Annotated in this window: 6 protein-coding genes and 1 pseudogene; 6 read left to right on the top strand and 1 reads right to left on the bottom strand. The window is 45.6% G+C overall.

Annotated features, from left to right (window positions below):
* The 4 genes and pseudogenes from B147_RS27315 to B147_RS0103910 form a co-directional block, all read left to right on the top strand.
* Window positions 1-249: pseudogene (locus B147_RS27315) on the top strand (hypothetical protein); the annotation flags it as partial.
* 31 nt (window positions 250-280) lie between these two features.
* Window positions 281-865, top strand: coding sequence for a PDC sensor domain-containing protein (locus B147_RS0103900; RefSeq protein ID WP_157237762.1), 585 nt, complete (start codon window positions 281-283; stop codon window positions 863-865).
* On the top strand, window positions 862-3,084 hold the full coding sequence (locus tag B147_RS30925) for a hybrid sensor histidine kinase/response regulator (RefSeq protein WP_020585939.1): 2,223 nt from the start codon (window positions 862-864) through the stop codon (window positions 3,082-3,084). The genes B147_RS0103900 and B147_RS30925 overlap by 4 nt, the downstream gene beginning before the upstream one ends.
* A 398-nt stretch (window positions 3,085-3,482) precedes the next feature.
* Window positions 3,483-3,890, top strand: a complete 408-nt coding sequence (locus B147_RS0103910) for a hypothetical protein (RefSeq protein ID WP_020585940.1) — start codon at window positions 3,483-3,485, stop codon at window positions 3,888-3,890.
* An 89-nt stretch (window positions 3,891-3,979) separates the two neighbouring features.
* Here the strand turns inward: B147_RS0103910 and B147_RS27325 are convergent, their stop codons facing one another.
* Window positions 3,980-5,293 carry an MFS transporter gene (locus B147_RS27325; protein WP_020585941.1) on the bottom strand — a complete coding sequence of 438 codons (1,314 nt, stop codon included), beginning with the start codon at window positions 5,291-5,293 and terminating at the stop codon, window positions 3,980-3,982.
* A 386-nt stretch (window positions 5,294-5,679) separates the two neighbouring features.
* On the opposite strand from B147_RS27325, the gene B147_RS0103925 reads away from it, so the two are divergent.
* On the top strand, window positions 5,680-5,934 hold the full coding sequence (locus B147_RS0103925) for an acyl carrier protein (protein ID WP_020585943.1): 255 nt from the start codon (window positions 5,680-5,682) through the stop codon (window positions 5,932-5,934).
* Window positions 5,935-6,000: 66 nt separating this feature from the next.
* On the top strand, window positions 6,001-7,254 hold the full coding sequence (locus tag B147_RS0103930; protein ID WP_020585944.1) for a beta-ketoacyl-[acyl-carrier-protein] synthase family protein: 1,254 nt from the start codon (window positions 6,001-6,003) through the stop codon (window positions 7,252-7,254).
* Window positions 7,255-7,435 lie beyond the last annotated feature (181 nt).

Consider the following 7,435-nt stretch of genomic DNA (forward strand, 5'->3'; position numbering starts at 1 on the left):
GATTATTTTGTACGCAATGAAAGACGGCTTGATTTCCCCACTGTAAAAGCGTTGAATTTACCTATTGGCAGCGGTGCTATTGAAAGTTCAATTCGTAGGGTGGTGAATTTACGTCTGAAAGGTCCATGCACTTTTTGGTATCGGGAAAATGCAGAAAAAATGATTATGCTACGATCATACTTTAAAGCAGGGCGTTGGGATTGTTTGAAACTCATGGCAACCACGCACAATCCAATGCCGGCGGCATGACCGGGAAAATGGGAATGCGCCCTGGTTGTTTGTGCTCGCAAAAAGAATCGATTTTCCTGACGGATCATTCGCAGGGACAGCCATCGGCATGTTTGATGTCGGTTATTTCGACAAGCTTTTTTCAGCACTCAAAACTGGCAGACAGGAAACCGTAGCACTCAGGGACAAAGAGTTGAACCTGATCGCCTTCTGGCCCAATAACAGAGCACCAGGTGGCCAGATCGGCTCTCAAGCAGTGTCACAGGAAACCCGAAATCTGATTGAAAAAGGCTCTTCTGCCGCTACATACAAAGCAAGGCCGCCTTACAACGACGTCGAACAGATGATATCACTATGCAAGACTGACGAATATCCTTTTTTCGTTCTTACTGGAAATGCCGAATATGAATATCTAAGGCCCTGGAGAAATGAAGCTGTCATTGCATTGATAATTGCCGCTGTTTTCACTTTGACAACGATCCTTTCTGCAAAAATTCTTTTCAAGAGCAAAGAAACAGAACAGCTGCAAATCGAATCAAAACAATTGGCAGAAGATAAGGCCAGATTGGAGGGAGTGATCGAAGGTCCCAGGCCGGGACATGGGAATGGAATGTCCAGACCGGGGAAACCATTTTGAATGAGCGCTGGGCAGAGATCATGGGCTACAGCCTGAAAGAATTGGCGCCAATATCAATCAACACATGGATAGATAACACCCAAACTGACGATCTCAATACCAGCAACGAATTGCTTCAAAAGCATTTCAAAGGTGAAACAGATTATTATGAGTGCGAACGCCGCATGAGGCACAAAAAAGGTCATTGGGTCTGGATTCTGGATCGGGGCAAGGTGATTTCCTGGACTGATGACGGTAAACCCCAATGGATGTTCGGGACACTCATTGATATAACTCCCCGCAAACAATCAGAAGAAATGCTGAAGTTAAATGAGGCAAGATATCGAAATCTTATCGAGCACCTTCCGCAGCGTATCTTTATTAAAGACCGAAATTCTGTCTTTATGTCCTGCAATTCGAATTTTGCCACGGACATAGGGATAAAATCAGATGAAATCGCCGGTAAGGACGATTTTGATTTTTTCCAGGCTGAACTGGCTGAAAAGTACCGGAAAGATGATAATGAAGTAATCCATGAAGGAAAACTTAAGGTCACCGATGAAATATATGTGGTCGCGGGCGAAGAAAGATGGGTAAATACCATTAAGCTTCCTTTTAAAAACGAGCAGGGGGAAGTGATCGGTGTATTGGGGATCTTCGATGACATAACCAAACGCAAGCGAATGCAAGAGGCTTTACAAGAGAGTGAGGCGCTACTTAGGGGATTGTTTGAAAATATGGCCATCGGTGTAGCAATTTATGAAACCCCAGATGATGGTCAAAACTTCATCTTCAAAGAATTGAACAAGCATGGCCTTGAATCCGGACAGGTTAAAAAGGAGGATGTCATTGGCCAGGAGGTTAGGACTGTTTTTCCTGGAATCGAATCGCTTGGACTATTCGAGATCTTTCAAAGCGTTTGGAAATCTGGTCAGCCTCAACGGCATACAATCAGCAGCTATCAAGATGAGAGGATTACGCTGTGGGTGGAAAACTATGTCTTCAAATTGCCCTCCGGGCAGTTGGCGGCTATCTATGAGGACACGACAGCCAAAAGGAAGGCCGAGGCTGCAAAGGACGAGTTGGAAAAACAATTATTGCAATCCCAGAAAATGGAGTCCGTGGGACGTCTTGCCGGAGGAGTAGCCCACGATTTCAACAACATGCTTAGCATAATCCTCGGTAACACGGAAATGGCCATGGAAGGCATCGCCCCGGATGACCCGCTGCACGACAACCTCAGCGAAATTTTCTCTGCCGCACGGCGCTCTGCGGATATCACCCGGCAACTGCTGGCTTTTGCCCGCAAACAGACTATCGCACCCAAGGTGCTTGATCTGAACCGGACGATCAAAAGCATGCTCAAGATGCTACAGCGACTGATCGGCGAGGATATCGACCTGGCGTGGCTGCCCAATAAGAAAGTTTGGCCGGTCCGGATGGACCCGTCACAAATCGATCAGATTCTGGCTAATCTGTGCGTCAACGCCCGCGACGCCATTGCAGACGTAGGAAAGATCACCATAGAAACTGGCAACACGACATTTGATTCCGCCTATTGTGCGGAACACACGGGCTTCGTTCCCGGAGAATTCGTTCTACTTGCGATCAGTGACGACGGTTGCGGCATGGACCAAAAGACGCGGGCCAATCTTTTCGAACCCTTTTTCACCACCAAGAGCGTGGACAAGGGCACCGGTCTGGGGCTTGCCACGGTGTACGGCATCGTTAAGCAAAATGATGGTTTTATCAATGTCTACAGCGAGCCGGACCAGGGGACCACCTTCCGGATCTATCTGCCCCGGTATCTGGCTGGAACCGAAAGCCTTGAGAAGAAAACCTCAGACAAAATAAGCCTGGACGGAACCGAAACCATTTTGCTGGTAGAGGATGAATCTTCCATCTTAAAAATGACCCGCATGATGCTTGAGCGAACCGGTTACAAGGTCCTTGCGGCCGGCACGCCGGGGGAAGCCATCGCTCTTGCCCGCGAACATACCGGCGAGATTCACCTGCTCATGACCGATGTGGTCATGCCCGAGATGAACGGCCGGGACTTGGCCAAAAACCTTCTGTCGCTTTATCCGGACCTCAAGCGATTGTTCATGTCCGGCTATACAGCAAATGTGATCGCTCACCATGGCGTGTTGGATGAAGGCGTGCATTTTATTCAGAAACCGTTCTCACAGCAGGATCTGACAATCAAGGTTCGGGAGGCCTTGGATGAGGATAATCAATAGAGTTGCGCTTGATTATCTTATGTGGCATTTTTGTAAATGATACCGATCGTATCCATGATGTTTTCTAAGCAAGATAAGCCTGGTTTTTAAGGAATTGCCGACCCCGGACTATGTCTATAATTTTAGGGCAAAACCATTGACAATAAAAGCGTTGACTACTTTCGTTATTTTTTTTCTACCTGGGGCTTTGGGTTGGTCTCTTTTACCATTATGCTTAATCTGCTGATCAGGTCGTAAAAGACGCACAGCAAAATACAGAAGCAAAGAAAATTGTTGTAGATACAACAGGAATGTCACCAGCACAAAGAACAAGATTAAAAATGAATATTGCGGATGGCCTAACTAATAAATCCGGTTTACCAGGTAAGGAAATTATATTTATTGAATAAAGGAGATTAATGGGACACTCTTACATAGAAATAGGCGAACGTTCGCATCTAATGCATGACGGTATAATTATTGCTGTTTGCTACATTATGGTGGACACTGCTCACCGGGAGGCATCAAAGATCGATTTAACGCTAAATGTTCGGTCCTTACTAAAAGCGTGGCAAAGTCTTGTTGAGGACTCTGCGCCAGGGTGCATTGACCTTGATTTAGATCGATTCCTGCTGACGCCTGCCGACCGAAATAGTCTCTACGAATTGGCCCATAAAGCCCGAAACTATGTGCGGCGCTTTGGCCCCAAAGTTCCAGGCCCTTACCTAAATAATCTTATAAAGGCCCCTTATTTGATGGAATTCGATGATCAGCCCACAGACAAAATTTTGGCTGCTTATGATGTTTTTATGGCCTTACTTCTTTGATAGGTCAATCAGATTAAAAAAAAAGCTGACATGAATATAACCAATGCTCAGCTGTTTGATAAAGCAGACAATAGTGACCTTTTAACAGATCACGAAAGTTCTTGGCTTTCCATGTTATTTAATAACTCATCAAAGCTATACTGAATCTGTTCGGATTCTTTGGTTGCAGCAATTTCGATTTGATTTAGCGTAACATCCGGATTAAGAGATGCCGTAAGTGGGCTTGGAGGCATTACCACAAAATCGCCTGCGTTTTCGGCTGCAATTTCAGGACGTTTGGTTTTACGCCATAAAGAGAAAATAGAAATAGATGCCAGCATGGTTGCAACGCTTCCATAAAATGCATTTAAACCAAAAACATCCATTGCTGCGGCGGTTAACGGTGAGCCTATTGTTGCACCTAATGAGCTTAGCAGCACTAAGACACCGCTGGCCGCTACCATCTGAGTAGGGTTCAGGTAGTCATTAATATGCACTCCGCATAGTGCATAAAGCGGGAGGGAAAGCCCGCCAACACAGGCTACTATTAAAAAGAAAATCGTATTATCCGGAGAAAGAGTGATAGCAAAAATCGAAACCACTGCGCCTAAGACGCAGCTTAAAACGATTACTTTTCTTCGACCGATAAAATCAGATAACCAGCCTAATGGGTATTGAAACAAAAATCCGCCAAGGATGATCATCATCATAAAAAAGGAAACTTCTTTGACTGACATACCTATATTGATAGCGAAAACTGGCCCCATAGCATAAATAGCGCCGATTACCATGCCGCTGACAATCATACCCATTACACCGAGGGGGGATACCCTGTATAATTGAACGATATGTACCTTTTCCATCATCTCAAATTGTGGAGCCCGGGATACTGATATTAAAATAGGGATTACTGCCAGACTTATTAGAAGAGAGACCAGCAGAAATAATTCAAAACCTGATGGTGAAAAAAAATTCAGCATCATTTGGCCGCCGGCCATACCACCAAATGAAATCAACATATACAGGCTAAAAAGTTTTCCGCGAGTTTTGTTGGTCGCCGACTCGTTAAGCCAGCTTTCTGCAACGATGTAAAGCCCGGCATATGAAAACCCGGTTATTAATCTCATTGTCCACCAGATGAATGGATCTATAAATATAGCTTGGAGAAGAATAGAAGTTGATGCAAAAGATGCAAGTGCGCCAAAAATACGGATATGTCCAACCCGTTTGACCAAGAACGGTGCAATATTGCAACCGAATATTAAGCCAAGGAAATATCCCGACATCATAAATCCAGTAGTGGTGGTGCCAAAATTTTCTATGGAAGCGCGAACCCCAAGCAGGGACGTTTGCAGGCCGTTTCCCAGCATGATAAGTCCCATGCCAAGAAGTAGTGCCCAGCAATCGGCTATTATTTTAAGCATTCTCTTTCGACTCCATATTTACCCTTTTATGAAAAAACATCTCAAGATATTTTCACCTGCATATCGTATCGACCAAATCTCTCTTTTCTTAGATAGCCTCGGACGAAAAGTCACCTATCTGCGGCGTTACAAAAAAATTACATTCAAGTTTAAGCCATTTTTCGATCAGGTTCCAGATTAGGAAATGAAAAGCGTTAACTTTGTCTATTCATCTTGCCTTTAGATGATGGCGGATTATCTTTAAACCTGTATGAGTCATTCAAAATTGATATTGTCATGGACATCTCCATGGATAATGTTTCCATTCACAATGAATTATGGTAATGACTATATGCTTTGAGGGCAAGCGTTCGAAGAATTATCAGAAGAGCAAAAGGATACGGTGAATGGATCGAGAAGAAATACAGACCACCATTATTAATTTCATTGAAACCAATTTTGAAATGTCCGATGTCGGGCTTGACGATGACCTTAATGCCGTCCATGGCTTTGACAGTATTGATGCCATTGAGTTACTCCGGGAAATTGAGACATTGATGGACGCCAAACTGACCCGGGATGAGGAAGAGACAGCCATGACCATACGTACTGTCAGGCAGATTGTTGATTTCATTGAAAAGGCCATGGCGGACCGGGCTTAAAGTTTCCTATATGTCTTGGGTTTACATCCTGAAGTATTAAAGTTTTGAAACGGTGATTCAACATTTATGGAAAGACGCGTTGTCATAACCGGATATTCAGCCATAACGCCCATTGGCTGCAGCAAGGCTGATATTCTTAAAAACCTTGAGAGTGGTACATCCGGTGTGGGCCGTATCAGGGATGACGAACTGCTGGTTGAGAAGCTCAATACCAGCGTGTTTGGAACGGTGGACGAGGACCTGGCCTACGACTTTCCAAGAAAATTTCGCAAAACCATGGGGCCGGTTTCTTTTGCTGCCTGCAGGGTTGTGGATGACGTCATCCGGCAGTCCGGGCTTGACAAGCCATTGCTTTCTTCGGGGAGAGTCGGGGTTGCCTTTGGGTCTTCCCACGGCTCCACCGCTGTGCTTAAAAAAGTCTACCAGGCCTGTTTTAGTGGCCAATCCACTGACATTCTCTCCATTTCGGGTGCAGATTATCTCAAATCAATGGTCCATACCACCGCCGTTAATATTACACGGATGTTCGGGATAACAGGGCGGGTCATCAGTTCACCATCTGCCTGCACCACCAGCAGCCAGTCCATCGGGTTCGGTTATGAGATGATCAAATTCGGCGTGCAGGATGCTATGATCTGCGGCGGTGCCGAAGAGTATGATACCACCACGGTGGCTGTCTTTGACAATCTGTTGGCCTGTTCCACCCATTATAATGACACTCCGCATAAAACTCCCCGGCCCTTTGATGCCGAACGGGACGGACTGGTGGTGGGAGAGGGGGCCGGTGCGGTCATGCTGGAGGAATTTGAATCTGCCAGAAAACGGGGCGCAATAATCCTTGGAGAGGTGATCGGGTTCGCCACCAATAATAACGGCGGCAACCTCATTATGCCGGATCTAACCGGGGTCACCCAGGTGCTTAAAATGGGTCTTGAAAATGCGCGGATTTCTGCAGACCGGATCGATTTTATCAGTGCCCACGCCACAGCCACCCGTATTGGGGACGTGATCGAGGCCCGGGCCATCAACAATGTCTATGGAAATAATCCATGGGTCAGCGGGCTGAAAAGCTATATGGGACACACTATTGCAGCCTGCGGTGTCATCGAAACCATTCTCACCCTGTATATGATTGAAAAGGGCTTTATTGTCCCCACGCTCAACCTGGATCAGGTGGATGACCGCTGCGCCATGATCCGACATACCCCACAGCTGATGGAAACAAAGATCCAATGTGCCGCTGTCCAGAATTTCGCCTTTGGCGGCATTAATACCAGCCTTATTCTCAAGCGATTTCCCTGTCAGGATAATTGCATGTAGCTTAAAGTCTTTTTCAATGATGAGTATATTGACAGCGCTGACGCATCAAAATTTATTATCAATGATATCAGGGGGGCGGAGCGACATCTAAAATTATTTTGTCGCAAAATTATAATAGACACTCTGCAGGTCTTTTGATAATGTAACGTGGATGTGTGTGAGTTCACCCACCAATCGAAAC

Source organism: Desulfobacter curvatus DSM 3379 (assembly GCF_000373985.1).
In the GTDB taxonomy this organism is placed as follows: Bacteria; Desulfobacterota; Desulfobacteria; order Desulfobacterales; family Desulfobacteraceae; genus Desulfobacter; species Desulfobacter curvatus.

Bases quoted from the DNA above. Each gene is read 5' to 3' on its own strand.
- B147_RS0103930 (WP_020585944.1), top strand. From the start codon at position 6,001: ATGGAAAGACGCGTTGTCATAACCGGATATTCAGCCATAACGCCCATT.
- B147_RS0103925 (WP_020585943.1), top strand. From the start codon at position 5,680: ATGGATCGAGAAGAAATACAGACCACCATTATTAATTTCATTGAAACC.
- B147_RS27325 (WP_020585941.1), bottom strand. From the start codon at position 5,293: ATGCTTAAAATAATAGCCGATTGCTGGGCACTACTTCTTGGCATGGGA.
- B147_RS0103910 (WP_020585940.1), top strand. From the start codon at position 3,483: ATGGGACACTCTTACATAGAAATAGGCGAACGTTCGCATCTAATGCAT.